This window comes from Bacillus cereus group sp. MG20 (genome assembly GCF_040459885.1).
In the GTDB taxonomy this organism is placed as follows: Bacteria; Bacillota; Bacilli; order Bacillales; family Bacillaceae_G; genus Bacillus_A; species Bacillus_A cereus.
Map to the genome: position 1 here is coordinate 3,463,501 of NZ_JARVHF010000001.1, position 19,969 is coordinate 3,483,469.

Consider the following 19,969-nt stretch of genomic DNA (forward strand, 5'->3'; position numbering starts at 1 on the left):
GTAGGAAAAGCAATGAAAATAAAAAATAGCTCTTAGCATGTATGTAAATGCTAAGAGCTATTTTTATGTTTATTTTTCTACTTCTGGCTTCTCACTTGTTACAGTAACGTCTTTCCAATGTGAAGTTATTTGATTCACTTCAGTGTTGACATCATAATTTTTTACGCGCTTATTAACACCTGTTAAATCAAATGTGTAATGAATTGGAATCATCGGTGCTTCGTCATGAATTAATTTTTGCCATTTATCGTATACTTCTTTACGATATTTTTCATCAGTAGCTTTTTCTGATAATCCTGCTTCTAATAACTTCGTATTTTCATCATTTACCCAGCGTTGATAGTTGAATCCGGCATTTTTGCCCCATAGGCCAGAAAGGTCAGGGTCAGAGCCAGTGTTCCAAGCACCGGCAAAAATATCAACCTTCGGATCATCTTTTTTAATCATATCACGCATAGCATTAAATTCGTGTAAGCGTCCATCAACAAGTTCTACTTTTAAGCCGATATCTTTCCAAGATTGAATGTAGAATTTAGCCAGCGGTTCACTTGTTTCACTACCACTACTAGTTAAGAAGTTAATCTTCAATTCATTACCTTTTGGATCTTCACGGAATCCATCACCATTTTTATCTTTATACCCAGCTTCATCTAATAGTTTTTTCGCTTTATTTACATCGAAATTATACGCACCAACATCATTATTATGGTACTTTGGCATAGATGGTGGAATTGGAGAGTTAGCTGGAACGCGAAGTCCGTGATATACTTTCTCTCCTAATTTTTCTCTATCAATTGCATGTGCCATCGCTTGACGTAAACGAACGTCTTTGAACTTATCGTTATCCATTACAGCTTCATTCTTTGCTTTGTCCATATGTCCGAACTTAAATCCGATATAAGTGTAAGCAAGGTCAGTTTTACCAATTAGTTGTGTGTTTTTTAATTTACTTACGTTCGGATATTGATCAGCAGTAATTGCTGCAATATCAATATCACCTTTTTTCAGAGATGCACTAACAATAGATGGATTTACAACTTTTAATGTTACATTTTTTAGCTTAGGTTTGCCGCCCCAGTAATCATCAAAACGCTCATACTCAACTGATTCACCAGGAACGATTTTCTTCACTTTAAATGGACCGAATCCAATTGGATTTTGACGGATTTTATCTGATTCAGCTAGTTTTTCAATTGGTACATCACCTAAATATTTTTTAGGTGTAGGATATGTCCAAATACCAGTTTTTAGTGAAGGGTTTACTTCTTTATAAGTAATGGAAATTGTTTTTGGATCGACTACTTTAATACCAGAAATTTTGTCAGCTTTTCCATTGTGATATTCTTCCATACCTTCAATCATTTGCATTTGTGTATCGTAACGGATACCTGTATATTTGCTATTACCGATTATTAAGTAAGAATATTCTAAATCCTCAGCTGTTACAGGATTACCATCGTGCCATTTTACATTATCTTTAATTTTAATTGTAATTGTTTTTTTATCTTCAGAAATTGTATAAGTTGCAGCACCGTCATTTGTAATTTCCCAGTTTTTATCTGTAGCTAATAATTGTTCATCAAAGAAATCCATAATCTCTGAATCTGGAGCAACTTCATACAATACCCTACTTAAAACACCAGCGAAAGGTGAATTTGAAACGAGTCCATAAGTTAATGATCCGTCTTTAATTTCTTTACCGTCATTTTTTACAGCAGCACTAAATTTATTTGTTTCTACTTTTTTTGTGTTTGCCTTTTTACTACCGCTATCAGCACCCCCACATGCAGATAGTAATAATGTTGAAGCAGCAAGTGTACTTAATACTTTGTACAGTTTTGGTTTGTTCATAACTTCTCCACCCCTTATCCTTTTCTTTGTCTCGCATCAGCCGCACGCTTTAACGCTTGACCAATAAAATTTATACACAGCATCAACACTAAAATCATGATTGATGCGGGTAACCAAATCCACCACTTTTCTTGTAATACATCTGGGTTAGTTGCGTAACTTACAAGTGTACCAAGACTTGGTGTGCTCTCTGGTAGACCGAAGCCTAAGTAAGTTAAACTAGATTCAATTCCGATGTTACCAGCAAGATTTAATGTGATATTTACGATAATAATAGAACTTAAATTAGGTAATATTTGCTGGAAGATTATTTTCCAATTTGGTGTTCCTAATGTTTTTGATGCAGATACGTAATCAAGTTCTTTCTCAGTCAATACTTTAGAGCGTATAAGCCTTGCTTTTCCGACCCATAAGAAAGCGGTCATTATGAGAATAAATGTCGTAATATTGAAAGTTGGAACGAGTGAGATAAACACGATAACAATCATTAAGAATGGTAAAATCATCATGAAGTCGATAAAACGCATAATGATGTTATCGACAACTCCGCCAAAATAGCCAGCAATTAGTCCCGTCGTAAGACCGATAAGGGTTGCTAAAAGAGTGATGGCTAAACCAACTGTAAAGGAGTTACGTGTACCAATAATTAATTGTCCGAAAATATCACGGCCTCCATAATCAGTTCCTAACCAATGTTCAGCAGAAGGAGGGTCATAAATAGCGAACAAATCGACTCGGACGATATCTTCTTGCTTCATAATAAATGAAGTTGCATAAACGGCTATTAATATTAAAGCTAAAAAGAATAGAGAAAACATTGCTAGTTTATCTTTACGAAATTCTCGCCACATAATGGAGAAACCAGAGGGGCTCTTTTCGTAATGAATGACTTCAGTTTGTTTTTCAGGATTTGCTAACATAACGTTTCTTCACCTCCATTAATCAATACGAATACGTGGATCAACGATGCTTAGAATAATATCGGAAAGAAGAGTCCCGAGTAGCGTTGCGAATCCAGTAAATAATACAAGAGCAGTTACGACACTGAAATCACGTTGAGTGATAGATTGGAAAAATAGTTGTCCAATTCCTGGATAGCCGAAAATATTTTCTAGAATAATAGAGCCTCCAACTAAACCTGTAATTTCATATCCTAAAAATGCTGCAATTGGTAAAAATGAATTTCTTAAAATATGTCTGGAATATACTTTAGATTCTGGTACACCTTTTGCTTTTACTGTGCGTACAAAATCTTTATGTTTCGTATCGATAATTTCACTTCGTAAATATTGTACAGTTCCTACAGTCCCAATTAATGCCCCAGATAAAGCTGGTAAAATCATATGATTGAATTTACTTAAATAGTAATCAAATGATCCTGTTGCAACTTGTGGATCAACGCTACCACTCGTAGGGAAAATTGGATATAAAAAGCCGAATAAGAATAACATTACTAACCCGAAAATAAATAGTGGTGTACCGAATCCTAAAAAGTTATAGAGCGTAATGAGTCGATCAGCCCACGTATCATTCCAACGTCCACTTATAACTCCAAGTGGAATAGCAATTAAGTAAGTAAGAATAAGAATAAGAAGAGCTAACAGTATGGTATTGCCAAGACGTTCCCCGATAATATCTGTTACTTTTATTTTATGTGCGTAAGAAATACCGAAATCCCCTTGTACAGCATTTGAAATCCACCTTACATATTGAGTGGGAATAGGATCGTTTAAACCTAGTTTTTCACGTTGTTCTTCGAGCACTTTTGGATCGGCTTTTGGGTTTGCTAGTTCAGCGCCACTTAATGCATCACCTGGCATTGCCTTAGCCAGTGTAAAGACGAGTACGCTTAATATGAATAATTGCGGTATCATAACTAAAACCCGGCGTAATATAAATTTCCACATGTTTTATCACTCCCTTAAGGTAATGCCACCCGGTGTGTTGGCGAGATTGGTTTTAAATCGTAAGCACGACCATTTTCATTGAAATAACTTTCGTATGATTTCTCATACTCAACGCTTACCTCACGACGCAATTTACGTTGTTGCTCGCGGTTTTCTGGACGAATATCAGGAATAGCTGATATTAGGCGCTTCGTATAGATGTGCTGTGGATTATTATAAATTTCAGCACTAGTTGCTTCTTCCACAATGCGTCCGCGATACATAACACCGATACGGTCACACATATGGCGAACTACACCTAAATCATGACTAATAAATAGGTATGTTAGTCCGAGTTCAGATTGTAAATCTTGCAAGAAGTTTAAAACTTGAGCTTGTACCGACACGTCAAGCGCGGATACAGGTTCATCTGCGATAATAAGCTTCGGTTTTAGTGTAAGTGCGCGTGCAATACCAATCCGCTGTCTTTGTCCACCGGAAAATTCATGTGGGTATTTATACATAGACTCAGGATTTAATCCAACTTTATCAAGATAATCTTGAACAGCTCTACGCTCTTCATCAGGTGAGAGTTTCTCAAAATTTCGAAGTGGTTCAGCGATAATATCCATAACACGTTTCTTCGGGTTTAAGGATGAATAAGGATCTTGAAAAATCATCTGAATATCTTTTCGTTGTTCTCTTAGTTCTGAGCGACTTAATTTTGTTAAATCTCTATTATTAAAATGAATGCTACCACCTGTCGCTTTTGTTAAGTGCATAATTGCTTTTCCAGTTGTTGATTTGCCGCTCCCAGATTCCCCAACGATTCCGTATGTTTCGCCAGGTTGTAGTTCGAAGCTTACGCCATCAACAGCACGAACGTAATCTAATGTACGGCCGAAAACACCACCTTTAATTGGAAAGTGTACTTTTAAATCTTCTACTTTAAGCAGTGCCATGAGTTACGTCATCTCCTTTCTTATGTTGGAAATTGAAATGTTTGTAGCAAGTGCAACGTACCCAATGGTCTTGTTTTACTTCATGTAAAACGGGATTTTCTTCATGTTGATCAGGTCTAATCCATGGAATCCGTGCTTGGAATCGACAACCTGTGCGAGGTAACTTAGCTAATGTCGGTACAACGCCTTGAATAACATGTAATTTTTCTTTTTCAGCAGATGCAGACGGGATTGAATTTAATAAGGAACGAGTATATGGATGAAGAGGGTTATTAAAAATCTCTTCGACTGTTCCTGTTTCTACAACTTGTCCTGCATACATAACGACGATACGATCAGCGGTTTCGGCCACGACGCTTAAATCGTGTGTAATTAAGATGATGCCCATTTTCGTTTGTTCTTGAATGGAACGTAATAAATCTAAAATTTGCGCTTGAATGGTTACGTCAAGTGCAGTTGTTGGCTCATCTGCAATAATGAGCCCTGGCTTACAAGCAATTGCAATTGCGATAACAATTCTTTGTCTCATTCCGCCAGATAATTCGTGTGGGTATTGTTTATATGTAAGTTCTGGTTTTGGAATACCAACTTGATGAAGTAGTTCTAAGGTGCGTTCTTTCTTTTCAACTTTTGAAAGGCTTGTATGGTAGTCTAAGTTTTCTTCGATTTGTTTTCCAACTGTCATAAGAGGATCGAGTGCTGTAAGAGGTTCTTGGAAAATCATTCCGATATTTGAACCGCGTACTTTATTTATTTCGGCGGTTGACATGCTTAGTAAGTCCTTATCTCTATAGTAAAGCTGCCCTTGTAATTTTGTATTTGCTTCATTATGCAGTCGCATAATGGAAAGGGCAAGTGCACTTTTTCCGCATCCTGACTCACCAACGATAGCAACAATTTCATTTTCATGCACAGTTAAGGATACATTATCAACTGCTGCATGATACTGATCTTGTATACGAAAGGAAGTTTGCAAGTTTTCAATACGAAGAAGTGGATTCTTCATGGCTATCCCTCCATCTTTTCTGAAAAGACTAAATATTTTGTATGTTGTTATTTTAATATAAATTGACAATGTTTGACAAGGATAAGTTGAAAAAATATTCAAAAATCTTTTTATATAAAAGTTGAATGCAGTTGTATTAGGTGTTGAAGTGTTTTGGAAGCGTTAACACGTATATAAGAGGGAAATAAATCTTTTGTAAGAAAAAAGATTTATATGTAGAAAAAAGAGAGGTATTCTGGAAAGAATGCTCTCTCTTTTTTTGATAAGTATAATATTTGTACTTAAGCTTGCTTTTGTTTTGTTGAACCTGTATTTAAAGTAAGGGCAAGGAAGAACATTGCAAGTATGCAAGATGCAAGTAATAAGATGAATCCGCCATCCCATCCGAATGCATCTACGATAAAGCCCATAGCGGCACTAGCGAAAGCAGCTCCGCCTAAGTAACCGAAGAATCCAGTTAAGCCTGCTGCAGTTCCAGCAGCTTTCTTTGGTGCTAAATCTAGAGCGTGTAGCCCAATTAGCATAACCGGTCCGTAAATTAAAAATCCAATTGCGACAAGTGCGATACTATCAACCATTGGATTACCAGGAGGGTTTAACCAGTAAACAAGAACTGCGATAAATACACCAACCATAAATAAAATACCAGCAGGTGCACGACGTCCTTTAAATAGTTTATCACTCATCCATCCGCAAAGAAGTGTACCTGGAATACCAGCCCATTCATATAGAGCGTAAGCAGTACGTGAGCTACTATGAGTAAAGCTTTTTTCTTCTACTAAATAAGTAGGAGCCCAGTCTACAACGCCGTAACGTACGAAATATACGAAAACGTTCGCAATAGCGATGTACCATAAAAACTTATTGTTTAGTACGTATTTAAATAAAATTTCTTTTGCCGAAAGTTCGCGTTCGCGATCTTTTATTTTCTCATCTGGTGGATATTCTCCAGTATGCTCTTCAATAGAAGGTAGTCCACAAGATTGAGGCGTATCTTTCATCGTAATTAATACATAAATACCAACTAAAATTGAAAGAATACCTGGGAAGTAAAAAATACTTTTCCAGTCATTTGCAAAGAAGTATAAGCCTAATGTTACAAGAGAAGGCATGAGCGCGCCGCCGACATTATGAGCGACGTTCCAAATAGACATTTTTGTACCACGTTCGCTAATAGAGAACCAGTGAACCATCGTACGACCACAAGGAGGCCATCCCATACCTTGTACCCATCCATTTAAAAACTGAAGTACAAACATAAGTATAATGCTCGTTGTAATGAAAGAAAATGAGCCGAAAATAATATTAATGATACCTGATAAAAATAGCCCAGCTGCTAAAAAGTAGCGAGGATTACAACGATCGGATACGATACCCATCAAGAATTTACTTAATCCGTAAGCGATAGATACTGCTGAAAGGATAACCCCAAGTTCCCCTTTACTAAAGCCTTGTTCGATTAAGTATGGCATTGCTAGTGAAAAGTTTTTTCGAACAAAGTAGTAACCTGCATAACCGATGAAGATACCTAAGAATACTTGTAAACGTAATTTACGGTATTCGCTATCAACGCGATCAGCTGGTAAGCGTTCCGCGTGGGGCGCAGGTTTAAATAATTGTGTGAAAAACATAAAATGAAAATCCTCCCCTAATTAATTCGAAGCGTTTTAAGACAGAGAATATAAAAAGGCCATGAAATATAAAAAAGTTTCCTTTTTTATGATTCATAGCCGTGTACTCCGTTTCTCCGTGACTGTCAATATTAACTTCGTCGAAAATTATACAACTTTGTGACAAAAATGTAAACGTTTTTATGAATAAAAGTATTGACGGATTTTGTTCGTGGGATTAATATTTAAATACGTTAAATATTTTATTGCTTAAATAAGAGGTGGATAACATGCCAAATGATATGACGCATATCGATAAAATTCAAGCTCTTGCCTTTTCGATTGGAAAGAAAATGCAGACGGAGTTATTAGAACAAATGCAAGCAACAGGACTTACACCACCGCAGTTTTATATTTTAAAGATTTTAGATCATTATGGGGCTTCAAGAGCGACAACATTAGCAAAAAAGATGTATGTGAAGCCTAGCGCGATTACAGTGATGATTGATCGTCTAATCGATCAAGAACTTGTAGAACGCTATCACGACAAAGATGACCGTCGTGTTGTCATCATCGAGTTAACGAAAAAGGGGAAAGCTAGAGTAGAAGAGGCAATGACAGCTCGCAACGAGCATATTGCAAAATACTTTTCACATTTAGAGTTGCAAGAAAGAGAAGATTTATTACGTCTCTTTGAGAAGTTAGAAACCATTATTTGCGGGACACAAGAGAAAAAAGAGAATAACTAAGAGGAATTGAGGAGATTACATGGAGCAACAAGAAAATCAAAATAGAAAGTTGTTGTTAATCGGTTTAGTAATCGCGATGCTATTTGCTGCATTAGATGGAACAATTGTTGGTACAGCAATGCCACGTATCGTCGGTGACCTAGGCGGATTAAGTTTAATGACATGGTTAACGACAGCTTATATGTTAACATCAACGACAGTTGTACCAATTGCAGGTAAATTAGCGGATTTACTTGGTCGTCGTAACGTATATATAACAGGGCTAGTTATTTTTATGATTGGTTCGGCGTTATGTGGTATGGCGAATGGTATGACAGAATTAATTATTTTCCGTGGTATTCAAGGTCTTGGTGGCGGTATTATGATGCCAATGGCTATGATTATTATTGGAGATATGTTCACGGGAAAAGAACGTGCGAAATGGCAAGGTATTTTTGGTGCGTTATACGGTCTTGCTTCTGTAATTGGACCGCAAGTTGGTGGTTGGATTGTAGATGCAGTGAACTGGAGATGGGTATTCTACATTAACTTACCGGTTGGTATTTTAGCAACAATCTTTATTGCAATGGGATTAAAATCACATAAACAAACAGGACCAATTAAAATTGATATCGCTGGAATCTTTACGATGATTCTAGGTGTTGTAAGTTTATTACTTGCGCTAACGTTTGGCGGAAAAGATTATGCATGGGATTCTTGGCAAATTATCGGTTTATTCGCACTAGCTGTAATTGGTATCGTTAGCTTTGTTATTGTTGAAACGAAAGCTGAAGAGCCGATTTTACCAATGCATTTCTTTAAAAATCGCACATTTACAATACTAAATGCGATTGGATTCTTTATGAGTATTGGAATGTTCGGCGCGATTATGTTCGTACCATTCTTCATGCAAGGTATTGTAGGAGTAAGTGCTGCTGAATCAGGAACAATTATGACTCCAATGATGATTACAATGATTGTAATGAGTATTATCGGTGGGCAACTTGTATTAAAAGTTGGTGTAAAACCACAAATTATCGCAGGTATGCTTATTATGGCCGGTGGTTTCTGGTTATTAACAACGATGGATATGCACACAACGAAGCTTACAGCTACTTCTTATATGATGGTTATCGGTTTAGGAATGGGTCTTGTAATGCCGACATTAACATTAGCGTTACAAGAAAGCTTCCCGAAAAAAGACCTTGGTGTCGTAACGTCATCAAGTCAGTTCTTCCGTCAAATTGGTGGAACATTTGGTATTACAATTTTAGGATCAATTATGAATAACACTTCAGGTACAACGTTAACAAATAAATTAGTACCTGTATTAGATACATTCCCGAAAGAAGCGGGACAAATGGTAACGAAATTTAAAGATATGATTCACACAGATCCACAAGGTTTATATTCGATGCTATTTAGCCCAGAGGCATTAAAACAAATGCCAGAAGCGTTTGCTAACAGCATTGTACCTATTTTGAAAAACTCTTTAGTAGACTCGCTTCATACTGTATTCTTAACAGGATTAGTATTTATCGTAGTAGGTGCCATCTTTACGATTTTCTTACAAAAAATTAAACTATCAGATCGTAAAAAAGATGCTGAAGAGCCTGCTGTAGAAGAAAAAGAAAAAACTGTATCATACTCGTAATGAAGAAGCATCGCCTTATGGCGGTGCTTTTTTGAGTATAACCTTAAAAGCTTTTTAGTGAGAAATGATTGACGTATTTTTAGAAATACGTTATATTATTTTCTGTAAACGGTTACATGAAATGAGGAGAAAAGAGAATGAGTACGATTAAAGACGTTGCGAAATTAGCGGGAGTATCTGTTGCGACCGTTTCCAGAGTTTTAAATAAAAATGGATATGTTCACGAAGATACATTAAAAAAGGTAGAGCGTGCAATTGAGATGTTAGATTATAAGCCTAGTACAGTAGCGCGTTCACTGTATAATAAAAAGTCTCGTTTAATTGGCTTAGTTGTTCCAAATATCGTGAATCCGTTCTTTCCAGAAGTTGCACGTGCCGTAGAAGATGTAGCACATAAACAAGGTTACACAGTTGTCCTTTGTAACTCTGATGAAAGTTTAGAAAAAGAGAAACAATACATTGATGTACTTAGACAAAATAATGTAGATGGATTTATTGTAGCAACAAATCCACAAAATAGTGTTAATTACATGAATTTATCTGTCCCGGTTGTTGCGATTGACCGTATATTTAATGAGCGTATTCCTACTGTATATGCAGATAACTATGCAGGAAGTCAGGCTGCGACAAAGTTGTTACTAGATAAAGGATGTAAACATATTGCACATATTCGCGGTCCACGTGATGTGAGTACTGCAAATGAACGTTTTGAAGGTTTTGTAGACGTTATTACGCAAAATAACCTTTCGTATATGATTGCGGAGAGTACGTTTGATCCAGCAAATAGTGAGCGTGTAGCGATGGAATTATTAGAAGAATACCCGCATATTGATGGTATTGTTGCTGGGAATGATTTAATTGCGATTGGTATTGTAAAGGCTGCACTTCAAAAGGGGATTGCCATTCCAGATGATTTACAAATTATCGGATTTGATGGAATTTCTTTAACAGAAATGATGTATCCATCTATTACAACAGTTGCACAACCGATATATGAAATGGGGAAAATTGCAACAGAGTTGTTGTTAGAGCAAATGGAAGGAAATACATTAGAAGAGAAACACTATCGTTTGCCGATTGAAATTATAGAACGAAATACAACGAAGTAAGGAGATGAAACAGATGCCAAATATTGCAGTAGTAGGAAGCATTTCAATGGACTTAGTGGCTGTTTCAAAAAAACGGCCGAAAGCAGGAGAAACAGTAATTGGTGAAGCGTTTCATACAATCCCAGGAGGGAAAGGGGCAAACCAAGCAGTTGCTGCAGCTAGGTTAGGAGCAAATGTAGCAATGGTTGGAGCGGTAGGAAATGATGATTATGGAACAGTAGTTAGAAAAAATTTAGAGAACGAACGCATTTTTATCGATTATGTGGTACCGGTTACAGATAGAACGACAGGAATTGCTCATATCGTTTTAGCAGAAGAAGATAACAGTATTGTTGTCGTACAAGGGGCAAATGCTCTTGTAAATAAGTCAGTTGTAGATCGCTCCAAAGACCTTCTTGTAAAAGCGGATATGGTTGTTCTTCAACTAGAAATTCCACTTGAAACAGTAAAATATGTATTGGCTATTTGTGAGGAACATAATATTCCTGTTATGTTGAATCCAGCGCCAGCACAAGTTTTATCAGAAGAAATTTTAGAAAAAGCAACTTATATTACGCCAAATGAACATGAGTGCCGCATTGTATTAGATGATTTTACATCACCAATTGAAGATTTATTGGCGAAGTATCCAAATAAATTATTGATGACAGAAGGTTCTAACGGTGTTCGTTTCCATAATGGCACGGAGATTGTACATGTTCCTAGCATTGCTGTTGATGTAGTGGATACAACTGGAGCTGGTGATACATTTAATGGTGCGTTAGCAGTTGCACTTTCTGAAGGAGAGACACTTCAAAAAGCAATTCGTTTCGCGAATATTGCCGGTGGTCTTTCTGTAACGAAACTTGGAGCACAGGGCGGTATGCCAACGAGAGATCGAGTACGTGAAGTGCAGGTGATTGTTGGATGAAAAAGCATGGTGTATTAAACAGTGAAATCGCGGCAGTCCTTGCTTCACTTGGGCATACAGATACGGTTGTAATTGCTGATTGCGGGTTACCGATTCCTGACGGGGTAAAACGAATTGATTTAGCTGTTGAGATTGGAAAACCGAGTTTTTTAGAGGTGTTACAAGTTGTAGCTGATGATATGGCAATCGAAAAAGTGACGTTAGCAGAAGAAGTCATTATAAATAATGCGGAAGTAAATAAAGAGATCGAGCAAAAATTAATAGAGCCAGCATTTGAGTATGTATCTCATGAACAATTTAAAGAGCATACAAAGAAAGCGAAGGCGATTATTCGTACAGGCGAGGCTACGCCTTATGCAAATGTAATTTTACATGCAGGCGTGATTTTTTAATAAAGGGAAGTGATGGGAATGCATATTGAAATGAAAAATATTTCAAAGGCGTTCAATGGCAATCCTGTTTTGAAGAATGCACAGTTTATGATTGAAACAGGAGAAGTCCATGCATTGATGGGGGAAAATGGAGCGGGTAAATCAACGCTCATGAAGATTTTAACAGGTGTATACAAAAAAGATGGTGGGACAATCACGATTGATGGGCAAGAGCGCACCTTTAAAAATGCGAAAGAAGCTGAAGAGTACGGCATCGCATTTATACATCAAGAACTAAACATATTGCCGAATTTAACAGTAGCTGAAAATATGTTTCTCGGTAAAGAGTTAATGTATGGGAAAACAGGTATTTTACGCACTCGACAAATGAACGCGATTGCGCAGCAGCAACTAGCAGAGCTAGGATTGCATGTAAGAGGTGCTATGTTAGCAGAGGAACTATCGGTTGGACAACAGCAAATTATCGAAATTGCGAAAGCGTTAATGACAAACGCGAGCGTTATTATTATGGATGAACCTACTGCGGCACTGACGGATCGTGAAATCGAAACGCTCTTTACAGTAATCAATAAGTTACGTAAAGAAGGTGTTTCATTCGTGTACATTTCGCATCGTATGGAAGAGATTTTCTCAATATGTGATGCCATTACGATTTTGCGTGATGGAGAATACGTCGGAAAGAGATTAATTCCAGAAACATCATTTGATGAAGTAGTGAGTATGATGGTGGGGCGCAGCATTGGTGAACGTTACCCAGAGCGAAATAGTCAAATTGGTGATGTCATTTTTGAAATGCGTAACGGAACGAAGAAAGGGAAATTTGAAAATGTTTCGTTTCAAGTGAGGAAAGGTGAAATCCTTGGTGTAGCTGGTTTGATGGGGGCTGGTCGCACTGATATTATGAAAGCGATATTTGGTTATGAACCTTTAGATTCTGGACAAATTTTTATAAATGGACAAGAAGTAAAGATTGATAGTCCGATAGATGCAATTAGACAAAGAATTGCTTTCATTACAGAAGATAGAAAGTCTGAAGGATTAGTGTTAGATTTTTCAATTCGAGAAAATTTAGCTTTACCGAATTTAGAAAGTCTTTCAAAGGGAAGTGTTCTAAGCAACGAGCTAGAACAGCAGTTTACAGAAGATATGATGAAGCTTCTTAATGTGAAAGCATCTAGCGGGGAGCAGGCAGTGAAATCTCTTTCTGGTGGAAATCAGCAAAAGATTGTAATCGCAAAATGGCTAGGCATTCATCCGCAATTACTCATTTTAGATGAGCCAACAAGAGGTGTAGATGTTGGAGCGAAAAAAGAAATTTACTCTATCATGAATAAGCTTACAGAGCAAGGCGATGCCGTTATTATGGTATCATCTGAGCTTCCGGAAGTTTTAGGGATGAGTGATCGAGTTCTTGTTATTCATGAAGGAAAAGTCGGCGGCATTTTAGGGAAAGATGAGGCATCACAAGAGTCTATTATGGCACTAGCTACAGGGGGAGAGTAAGGATGGCTAAGAAGGGGAATGTATTACAACAACTCGGTTCTTTAATCGGTTTAGTATTAATTATCGTCGTAATTACAGTTTTAAATCCAGCGTTCATTGAAATTCCAAATTTATTTAATATACTGCGTCAAGTATCGATTAATGCGCTTATTGCATTCGGAATGACCTTCGTAATTTTAACAGGGGGTATTGACTTATCGGTAGGTTCTATTTTAGCATTATCAAGTGCACTTGTTGCTGGAATGATGGCAAGTGGCATGGATCCGTTCCTTGCAATGGCAGTTGGACTATTAGCAGGTCTTGTAATGGGAATTGTAAACGGTATCATCATTGCGAAAGGAAAAGTAGCTCCATTTATTGCAACTTTAGCAACAATGACTATTTTTCGTGGGTTGACGCTTGTTTATATGGACGGACGTCCGATCACTGGTCTTGGTGATCATTTAATGTTCCAAATGTTTGGCCGCGGTTATTTTCTTGGTATTCCGGTACCAGCTGTTACAATGATGATCGCTTTCGCAGTACTGTACTTCATTTTGAAGAAAACGACATTTGGCCGTCGTACATTTGCAATTGGTGGAAATGAAGAAGCAGCAGCACTATCAGGTATTAATGTTACGAGAATTAAAGTAATGATTTACGGTCTTTCCGGAATTTTGGCAGCGCTTGCAGGTATTGTCTTAACATCACGACTAGATTCTGCACAGCCGACTGCAGGTACTTCTTACGAATTAGATGCAATTGCAGCAGTTGTATTAGGTGGAACAAGTCTTTCTGGGGGAAGAGGATGGATTGTTGGTACATTCATCGGTGTACTAATTATCGGTGTACTAAATAACGGTTTAAATTTATTAGGTGTATCTTCTTTCTTCCAACAAGTTGTAAAAGGACTTGTAATCTTACTAGCTGTATTAATTGATCGTCGAAAAGAAGCGTAATGGAGGGACAGTTCATGAAGAAATGGTTACTTATACTCGTTGCATGTATTATGGTCATTACTGCTGGTTGTTCAATGGAACCACCAGAATGGGCAAAGGATTCTAGCGATAAAGGTCGAAATAAAACTATTAAAGTTGGATTCTCTGTTTCAACTTTAAATAATCCCTTCTTTGTAACTTTGAAAAAGGGTGCAGAAAAGAAAGCGAAAGATAGCGGCATCGAATTGATTGCTGTTGATGCGCAAAATGATGCAGCGAAGCAAACGAACGATGTTGAAGATTTAATTCAAAAGGGTGTCGATGTAGTTGTTATTAATCCGACCGATTCAGATGCTGTTGCTTCAGCGGTAAGTGCGGCAAATGCAGCAAATGTTCCTGTTATTACAGTAGACCGCGTTGCGAATTCAGGTAAGGTTGTTTCTCACATTGCATCTAATAATATCGAAGGTGGTCAAATGGCTAGTGATTACATTCGTGAATTAGTTGGCGAAGGAGCAAACGTTGCTGAGTTAGAAGGAATCCCTGGATCGTCTGCTGCTCGTGAACGTGGGAAAGGATTCCATAACGTAGCTGATAAGTCTTTAAAAGTAGTTGCCAAACAAGCGGCTGATTTTGATAGAGCGAAAGGATTATCTGTTATGGAAAACATTTTGCAAGCAAATGGTGATATTAAAGCCGTGTTTGCGCATAACGACGAGATGGCATTAGGTGCACTTGAAGCATTGAAGTCTGCTGGAAAAACAGATGTAGTAGTTGTTGGATTTGATGCAACAGAAGATGCTGTGAAAGCGGTTAACGATGGGCGTATGGCTGCAACAGTCGCTCAAAAACCGGAATTAATCGGAGAGAAGGCGATGCAAACAGCAAAAGAGATAACACAAGGTAAAAAAGTGGACAAATCTATTCCGATTGAATTAGAGCTTATTAAGAAAAATAAATAAATATAAAATGAAAATTAGGAAGGAAGAATAACAAATGAAATTTTTTATTGATACAGCAAACATTAACGAAATTAAAGAGGCAAATGCATTAGGCGTAGTAGCTGGAGTAACGACAAACCCATCACTTGTAGCAAAAGAAGGCGTAGATTTCCATGAGCGTATTCGTGAAATTTGCAGCTTTATAGAAGGACCTGTAAGTGCAGAAGTAATTAGCTTAGAAGCTGATAAAATGATTGAAGAAGGAAAAGAATTAGCGAAGATTGCTCCAAACGTTGTTGTAAAAGTTCCAATGACAACAGAAGGTTTAAAAGCAGTAAAAGCATTCTCAGATTTAGGAATTCGTACAAACGTTACATTAGTATTCTCAGCAGTTCAAGCATTACTTGCAGCTCGCGCTGGTGCAACATATGTTTCACCATTCTTAGGTCGTTTAGATGATATCGGTCATAACGGTATGGATTTAATTCGTCAAATCGCAGAAATCTTTGCAATTCATGGCATCGAAACAGAAATTATTGCAGCATCTGTACGTCACAGCGTTCACGTAACTGATGCAGCATTAAACGGTGCACATATTGCAACAATCCCAGCAAACGTAATTGCTTCATTAGTGAAGCACCCATTAACAGATCAAGGAATTGAGAAATTCTTAGCTGATTGGGAAAAAACACAAGAGAAATAATAGAAAATCAAGAATCCTAGTTTAATTGACTAGGATTCTTTTTTATTTAAAAGAATTTTCATGCAATTTTGCATATTGTCTTTTAAATTTTTTATATAAGATATTTAATATATATCACATAACTCTTTATTTTTCATATTTCGATATAAAGTGAAACTTTAATCAGTGGGGGCTTTGTTCATCAGCACGCTGATTATTAGTTGAACCAAGGGATAAACAGATAGAGGGTCTGACCAGAAAACTGGAGGGCATGATTCTATAACAGAAAGTTTAATGTTTATAGAATTATGTCTTTTTATATAGGGAGGGTAGTAAACAGAGATTTCGACAAAAACGCACCGATTTATCTGAATTTTAAGTTTTATAAAAGGAGAGAAATGGAATGAGAAGAAAAGCCCCATTTAAAGTGTTGTCATCATTAGCAATTGCAGCAATTATCGGATGCACATCTGTAATGAGTGCGCCGTTAGCATATGCAGAAATGCCAGCAAAAGAGAAAGAGAATGTGTCTACAACGCCAATTGATTACAATTTAATTCAAGAAGATCGTTTAGCGGAAGCTTTGAAAGAAAGAGGAACAATTAATCCAGCATCTTCTAAAGAAGAGACGAAAAAGGCTGTCGAGCAATATATTGAAAAGAAACAAGGAGATCAGGCGAACAAAGAAATTCTTCCAGATGCTCACTCACAAGAAACGTCTGATTTCACAAAAAAAGTAAAAGAGAAAAAGATGGAAGAAAAGGAAAATGTAAAAAAGACTGAAAAAAATATTAATCTTGAGCAAAAGCCAGAACCAAATAAAAAGCAATTAAATGGGCAAGTTCCAACTTCAAAAGCAAAGCAAGCTCCATATAAAGGATCTGTTCGATCGGATAAAGTATTAGTGCTACTCGTTGAATTTAGTGATTATAAACATAATAATATTGATCAAACACCAGGTTATATGTATTCGAAAGACTTTAGTAGAGAACATTATCAAAAGATGTTGTTCGGTAAGGAGCCTTATACATTATTTGATGGTTCAAAAGTAAAAACGTTTAAACAATACTATGAAGAGCAGTCTGGTGGTAGTTATACGACAGACGGATATGTAACGGAGTGGCTAACAGTTCCAGGAAAAGCATCTGATTATGGAGCTGATGGTAGCAGTGGTCACGATAATAAAGGTCCGAAAGGTGCACGTGATTTAGTGAAAGAAGCTTTGCATGCAGCTGCTGAGAAAGGACTAGATTTATCTCAGTTTGATCAGTTTGATAGATATGATACAAACGGGGATGGGAATCAAAATGAACCTGACGGTGTAATTGATCATTTAATGGTAATCCATGCTGGTGTTGGTCAAGAAGCAGGTGGTGGTAAATTAGGTGATGATGCAATCTGGTCACATCGTTCAAAATTAGCAGTAGATCCAGTAGCGATTGAAGGTACAAAATCAAAAGTAGATTACTTTGGTGGAAAAGTAGCAGCACATGATTACACAATTGAACCAGAAGATGGAGCTGTAGGTGTGTTTGCGCATGAATTTGGACATGATCTTGGATTACCAGATGAATATGACACGAAATATACTGGAAATGGTTCACCTGTCGAAGCTTGGTCATTAATGAGTGGAGGTAGTTGGACAGGAAAAATCGCAGGAACGGAGCCGACAAGTTTTTCACCACAAAATAAAGACTTCTTACAAAAGAATATGGGTGGCAACTGGGCAAAAATATTAGAAGTAGATTACGATAAAATTAAGAGTGGTGTGGGAGTTCCTACCTATATTGATCAAAGTGTTACGAAATCAAATCGTCCAGGCGTTGTACGTGTTAACTTACCAGGTAAAAGTGTTGAAACGATTAAACCGGAGTTTGGAAAGCATGCATATTATAGTACAAGAGGCGATGATATGCATACAACGTTAGAGACACCATTCTTTGATTTAACAAAAGGAACAAATGCAAAATTCGATTATAAAGCAAATTATGAGTTAGAAGCAGAGTGCGATTTCGTCGAAGTACATGCAGTAACAGAAGATGGAACGAAAACATTAATTGATAGACTTGGAGAAAAAGTAGTCCAAGGAGATAAAGATACAACAGATGGGAAATGGATTGATAAATCATATGATTTAAGTCAATTTAAAGGCAAAAAAGTGAAACTACAATTAGACTATATTACAGATCCAGCTGTAACATATAAAGGTTTTGCGATGGACAATGTAAATGTAACTGTTGATGGACAAGTTGTATTTTCTGATGATGCAGAAGGACAGTCTAAAATGAATTTAAATGGTTTTGTTGTTTCTGATGGGACAGAGAAGAAAGCTCATTATTACTACTTAGAGTGGAGAAACTATGCGGGATCAGATAATGGTTTAAAAGCAGGAAAAGGTCCAGTGTATAATACAGGTCTTGTCGTTTGGTATGCAGATGATAGTTTCAAAGATAACTGGGTTGGGGTGCATCCAGGTGAAGGATTCCTTGGTGTTGTAGATTCTCATCCAGAAGCGCTAGTTGGTAATTTAAACGGAAAACCAGCATACGGTAATACGGGCATGCAAATTGCAGATGCTGCATTTTCATTTGATAAAACACCAGCATGGAGTGTAAATTCATTAACACGTGGTCAGTTTAACTATTCTGGATTACAAGGTGTTACAACTTTTGATGATTCAAAAGTATATAGTAACAAGCAAATTGCAGATGCAGGAAGAAAAGTTCCAAACCTTGGACTTAAATTCCAAGTTGTTGGACAGGCAGAAGATAAATCGGCAGGCGCTGTTTGGATTAAACGTTAATAACATAAAAGCACATTCTTCATATGAAGAGTGTGCTTTTTAATTTGTACAGTAAGTTATTATTTTAGTTTATGTAATACAAGTGTTTATTCATGTGTAGTGTATCAAATTATGTGAGGAAAGGAAATATTTCCGAGGAAATTGTCGAAGTATCGTCAGTATTTATAAACTTTCTGTTTAAAAGAAGAGATGTATTATTGCCTTTACGGCTCAATTTATTTACATTGTTATTTGGTTATACACAAAAGTAATATATTGGGCAAAAAGAGTTCTATTCGATAGGGCTCTTTTTATAGATAGAAAGGAGTAAGCGATAAATGAAAGAAGTAATTGGATGTCCACAGTGTGAAGGGGATATTACTGTACAGCATATTATTGATCTCCCGCATCCTTTTTCATTAAGGTGTCCACATTGTAAGGTGAAGTTGAAAGAAATAAGGGTAACGCCATGTTTAATATTAGCGATGATTTGTATAATTCCATTGTTTATTATTATTGGAGAGAGTATTAAGGAATTACTAGTAAAATATTTTTCTATTGTAGACAATGTACCAACTGTACTTATTTTCTTTTTATTTTGTTATCCATTGTATTATTTCTATGAAAAATATAATGCTATATTGTTTATTAAATATGGTTTGCTGAAAGTTAAAAGTTGAATTGAATAGGAGATTATCATTATGCTTTGGAAAATATATTTAGTTATTGTAGCAATGTTAGCTATTATTTCGTTAGTAAGGGGTATGTTTCAAACACCAATTCAAAAGTTTGACTTTGTAGTATCTATTATTACGTGGATAGGGCTCTTTGGTTTTGTATTTGATATACAAATATTAACCTCAATTGTTTGGAAATGTATCTTCTTGTTTAGCGTCATTTGGACTTTAACTGCAGTTTTTGTTTTTCGTTTATATGAAGAGCGAGATGAGCCATTACCTTTTATATTTAAATTAATTGGCATTATTCCAACGCTTCCATTATATTACGGATTATATCAATATGCATTTTAAAAAAG

18 protein-coding genes are annotated in these 19,969 nt (G+C 36.7%); 12 read left to right on the forward strand and 6 right to left on the reverse strand.

The annotated features are described in order from the left end of the window. Nucleotides 1-69 precede the first annotated feature (69 nt). The 6 genes from opp4A to glpT all read right to left on the reverse strand — a co-directional run bounded on the left by opp4A (nt 70) and on the right by glpT (nt 7,336). On the reverse strand, nt 70-1,851 hold the full coding sequence (gene opp4A / locus QCI81_RS17675) for an oligopeptide ABC transporter substrate-binding protein (protein WP_001039729.1): 1,782 nt from the start codon (nt 1,849-1,851) through the stop codon (nt 70-72). A 14-nt stretch (nt 1,852-1,865) separates the two neighbouring features. After that, nucleotides 1,866-2,771 (reverse strand): ABC transporter permease, encoded by a 906-nt coding sequence (locus tag QCI81_RS17680; RefSeq protein WP_000880730.1) that lies wholly within the window; start codon nt 2,769-2,771, stop codon nt 1,866-1,868. Nucleotides 2,772-2,789: 18 nt separating this feature from the next. Further along, nucleotides 2,790-3,758 (reverse strand): oligopeptide ABC transporter permease, encoded by a 969-nt coding sequence (gene opp4B, locus QCI81_RS17685; protein ID WP_000265452.1) that lies wholly within the window; start codon nt 3,756-3,758, stop codon nt 2,790-2,792. A gap of 14 nt (nt 3,759-3,772) precedes the next feature. Then, the gene (locus QCI81_RS17690; protein WP_001196381.1) at nt 3,773-4,699 is read right to left on the reverse strand and encodes an ABC transporter ATP-binding protein; all 927 of its coding nucleotides are present in this window, start codon (nt 4,697-4,699) and stop codon (nt 3,773-3,775) included. Continuing rightward, nucleotides 4,686-5,705, reverse strand: a complete 1,020-nt coding sequence (locus QCI81_RS17695) for an ABC transporter ATP-binding protein (protein WP_071732219.1) — start codon at nt 5,703-5,705, stop codon at nt 4,686-4,688. Before QCI81_RS17695 ends, QCI81_RS17690 begins: the two co-directional genes overlap by 14 nt. Before the next feature lie 281 nt (nt 5,706-5,986). Then, entirely contained in the window at nt 5,987-7,336 is a 1,350-nt protein-coding gene (glpT, locus tag QCI81_RS17700; protein WP_000466388.1) for a glycerol-3-phosphate transporter, read from the reverse strand. 269 nt (nt 7,337-7,605) lie between these two features. Between glpT and QCI81_RS17705 the strand changes: the two genes are divergently transcribed. From QCI81_RS17705 to QCI81_RS17760, 12 genes are all read left to right on the forward strand, one after another. After that, nucleotides 7,606-8,064 (forward strand): MarR family winged helix-turn-helix transcriptional regulator, encoded by a 459-nt coding sequence (locus tag QCI81_RS17705; RefSeq protein ID WP_001132365.1) that lies wholly within the window; start codon nt 7,606-7,608, stop codon nt 8,062-8,064. A 19-nt stretch (nt 8,065-8,083) separates the two neighbouring features. Then, nucleotides 8,084-9,697, forward strand: coding sequence for an MDR family MFS transporter (locus QCI81_RS17710; protein ID WP_000437647.1), 1,614 nt, complete (start codon nt 8,084-8,086; stop codon nt 9,695-9,697). Between the two features lie 137 nt (nt 9,698-9,834). Next, nucleotides 9,835-10,806 carry a ribose operon transcriptional repressor RbsR gene (gene rbsR, locus QCI81_RS17715; protein ID WP_071732218.1) on the forward strand — a complete coding sequence of 324 codons (972 nt, stop codon included), beginning with the start codon at nt 9,835-9,837 and terminating at the stop codon, nt 10,804-10,806. A gap of 13 nt (nt 10,807-10,819) precedes the next feature. Then, nucleotides 10,820-11,716 (forward strand): ribokinase, encoded by an 897-nt coding sequence (gene rbsK, locus QCI81_RS17720; protein ID WP_001132865.1) that lies wholly within the window; start codon nt 10,820-10,822, stop codon nt 11,714-11,716. Then, the gene (gene rbsD, locus QCI81_RS17725) at nt 11,713-12,108 is read left to right on the forward strand and encodes a D-ribose pyranase (RefSeq protein WP_000716151.1); all 396 of its coding nucleotides are present in this window, start codon (nt 11,713-11,715) and stop codon (nt 12,106-12,108) included. The genes rbsK and rbsD overlap by 4 nt, the downstream gene beginning before the upstream one ends. Nucleotides 12,109-12,126: 18 nt before the next feature. Next, a complete protein-coding gene (gene rbsA, locus QCI81_RS17730; RefSeq protein ID WP_002163845.1) occupies nt 12,127-13,611 on the forward strand; it encodes a ribose ABC transporter ATP-binding protein RbsA in 1,485 nt (494 codons plus the stop codon). Between the two features lie 2 nt (nt 13,612-13,613). Further along, nucleotides 13,614-14,549, forward strand: coding sequence for an ABC transporter permease subunit (locus tag QCI81_RS17735; RefSeq protein ID WP_001074649.1), 936 nt, complete (start codon nt 13,614-13,616; stop codon nt 14,547-14,549). Nucleotides 14,550-14,563: 14 nt separating this feature from the next. Further along, nucleotides 14,564-15,490: a ribose ABC transporter substrate-binding protein RbsB gene (rbsB, locus tag QCI81_RS17740; protein WP_000758975.1), complete on the forward strand. Its 927-nt coding sequence runs from the start codon at nt 14,564-14,566 to the stop codon at nt 15,488-15,490. A gap of 34 nt (nt 15,491-15,524) precedes the next feature. Beyond that, the gene (gene fsa / locus QCI81_RS17745; protein ID WP_000667666.1) at nt 15,525-16,172 is read left to right on the forward strand and encodes a fructose-6-phosphate aldolase; all 648 of its coding nucleotides are present in this window, start codon (nt 15,525-15,527) and stop codon (nt 16,170-16,172) included. Between the two features lie 382 nt (nt 16,173-16,554). Further along, nucleotides 16,555-18,954 carry a M6 family metalloprotease immune inhibitor InhA2 gene (inhA2, locus tag QCI81_RS17750; protein ID WP_071732217.1) on the forward strand — a complete coding sequence of 800 codons (2,400 nt, stop codon included), beginning with the start codon at nt 16,555-16,557 and terminating at the stop codon, nt 18,952-18,954. Nucleotides 18,955-19,271: 317 nt separating this feature from the next. After that, nucleotides 19,272-19,613: a hypothetical protein gene (locus QCI81_RS17755; RefSeq protein WP_000665760.1), complete on the forward strand. Its 342-nt coding sequence runs from the start codon at nt 19,272-19,274 to the stop codon at nt 19,611-19,613. A gap of 21 nt (nt 19,614-19,634) precedes the next feature. Continuing rightward, entirely contained in the window at nt 19,635-19,964 is a 330-nt protein-coding gene (locus QCI81_RS17760; RefSeq protein ID WP_000964465.1) for a hypothetical protein, read from the forward strand. Nucleotides 19,965-19,969: the final 5 nt, after the last annotated feature.

Coding starts and splice junctions, on each gene's coding strand:
- opp4A (WP_001039729.1), bottom strand. CDS start 1,851: ATGAACAAACCAAAACTGTACAAAGTATTAAGTACACTTGCTGCTTCA.
- QCI81_RS17680 (WP_000880730.1), bottom strand. CDS start 2,771: ATGTTAGCAAATCCTGAAAAACAAACTGAAGTCATTCATTACGAAAAG.
- opp4B (WP_000265452.1), bottom strand. CDS start 3,758: ATGTGGAAATTTATATTACGCCGGGTTTTAGTTATGATACCGCAATTA.
- QCI81_RS17690 (WP_001196381.1), bottom strand. CDS start 4,699: ATGGCACTGCTTAAAGTAGAAGATTTAAAAGTACACTTTCCAATTAAA.
- QCI81_RS17695 (WP_071732219.1), bottom strand. CDS start 5,705: ATGAAGAATCCACTTCTTCGTATTGAAAACTTGCAAACTTCCTTTCGT.
- glpT (WP_000466388.1), bottom strand. CDS start 7,336: ATGTTTTTCACACAATTATTTAAACCTGCGCCCCACGCGGAACGCTTA.
- QCI81_RS17705 (WP_001132365.1), top strand. CDS start 7,606: ATGCCAAATGATATGACGCATATCGATAAAATTCAAGCTCTTGCCTTT.
- QCI81_RS17710 (WP_000437647.1), top strand. CDS start 8,084: ATGGAGCAACAAGAAAATCAAAATAGAAAGTTGTTGTTAATCGGTTTA.
- rbsR (WP_071732218.1), top strand. CDS start 9,835: ATGAGTACGATTAAAGACGTTGCGAAATTAGCGGGAGTATCTGTTGCG.
- rbsK (WP_001132865.1), top strand. CDS start 10,820: ATGCCAAATATTGCAGTAGTAGGAAGCATTTCAATGGACTTAGTGGCT.
- rbsD (WP_000716151.1), top strand. CDS start 11,713: ATGAAAAAGCATGGTGTATTAAACAGTGAAATCGCGGCAGTCCTTGCT.
- rbsA (WP_002163845.1), top strand. CDS start 12,127: ATGCATATTGAAATGAAAAATATTTCAAAGGCGTTCAATGGCAATCCT.
- QCI81_RS17735 (WP_001074649.1), top strand. CDS start 13,614: ATGGCTAAGAAGGGGAATGTATTACAACAACTCGGTTCTTTAATCGGT.
- rbsB (WP_000758975.1), top strand. CDS start 14,564: ATGAAGAAATGGTTACTTATACTCGTTGCATGTATTATGGTCATTACT.
- fsa (WP_000667666.1), top strand. CDS start 15,525: ATGAAATTTTTTATTGATACAGCAAACATTAACGAAATTAAAGAGGCA.
- inhA2 (WP_071732217.1), top strand. CDS start 16,555: ATGAGAAGAAAAGCCCCATTTAAAGTGTTGTCATCATTAGCAATTGCA.
- QCI81_RS17755 (WP_000665760.1), top strand. CDS start 19,272: ATGAAAGAAGTAATTGGATGTCCACAGTGTGAAGGGGATATTACTGTA.
- QCI81_RS17760 (WP_000964465.1), top strand. CDS start 19,635: ATGCTTTGGAAAATATATTTAGTTATTGTAGCAATGTTAGCTATTATT.